1 pseudogene is annotated in these 1,046 nt (G+C 32.9%); it reads right to left on the minus strand.

Annotation, left to right across the window (positions count from 1 at the left end):
• Positions 1 to 863: 863 nt before the first annotated feature.
• Positions 864 to 1,046: pseudogene (locus tag ACFIKE_RS11275) on the minus strand (hypothetical protein); the annotation flags it as partial.

The raw sequence follows: 1,046 nt of genomic DNA on the forward strand, positions 1-1,046 counted from the left end.
TATATACTATCATTTCTTTTATTTATCGCGTTTTTTAATGAAATTCCGCTTTTACGAAAAATAAAATGCCAAAAAAAGATACTGATGTTATTCACGTACAGATTCTTAAACAATATCTCTCATGCTCGTCACTCCCATTTTACGACACTACCTGTAAATAGTATAAATCCATTCTGCCATCTTTCTGGAATAAAGATAAAAACCGATACCATCATTGTATTTTCCAACTCTCAATGTTACGATAACCATTTCTATCTAAACACTTTATTAGAAAGTGTTTACTCTTTTTTAATGTTTTTTATCCACACTCTAACCCTTCTTATAACGTGCAAAAAAAATGATTTTGATTATAAGAGGGAGATCAAATAAGAATATTTTTAATATTCAAAGCTCTCATTCAACATAGAGAAATGATTTATAAAAAAAGTAAAAAATACTTCTAGCAAGCTGCTCGTATTTTAATGATGTGGCAAAAACCAAAATTACACCGCCAAAGAACGGTTTCTATTGTTATGAAAACTAGTTTTTACCTCTTCGAAAAAAGCGTTTAACATAACCGATTCCTGCTGCCAATGTATGGTGTCAAAAAACTCTCGTTTACAATCATTGACTTCCTCTTTGCCATAAAGAACGAACAGTCATACCAAAGCCGTCTGTAAACGTCTTGCTCTCTCATTGAGCGAGTTCCTCTTGGTTTTCACTTACACAAAGACGAACAAGAAAACTTAAGAATATTCGCCATGTCCTCTAAAAACACTTCATGTGTGAAGTTTACATGCCTTATATTACCGCCCAAACAACGATGTTTTACGGCACAACAAGATAAATGCTTATGGTAGTACAAAAATGAATACATATTAATATTACTGGAGTGCAATTCGATTCGAAATCACCAAACGCAAACCTAACGGATTGCTATAACGAAGTAAAAAACGCTTTTGTTTAGAATGTGCTGTTGTACCAAAAAATCGATGTAAATCAGAACGATCTTTTACAACCAGAATGCGATTATCTTCATTGATCATAAGCATGGGGAGGCCATAAGT

This window comes from Bartonella sp. MU70NMGDW (assembly GCF_042194085.1).
Taxonomy (GTDB): domain Bacteria; phylum Pseudomonadota; class Alphaproteobacteria; order Rhizobiales; family Rhizobiaceae; genus Bartonella; species Bartonella grahamii.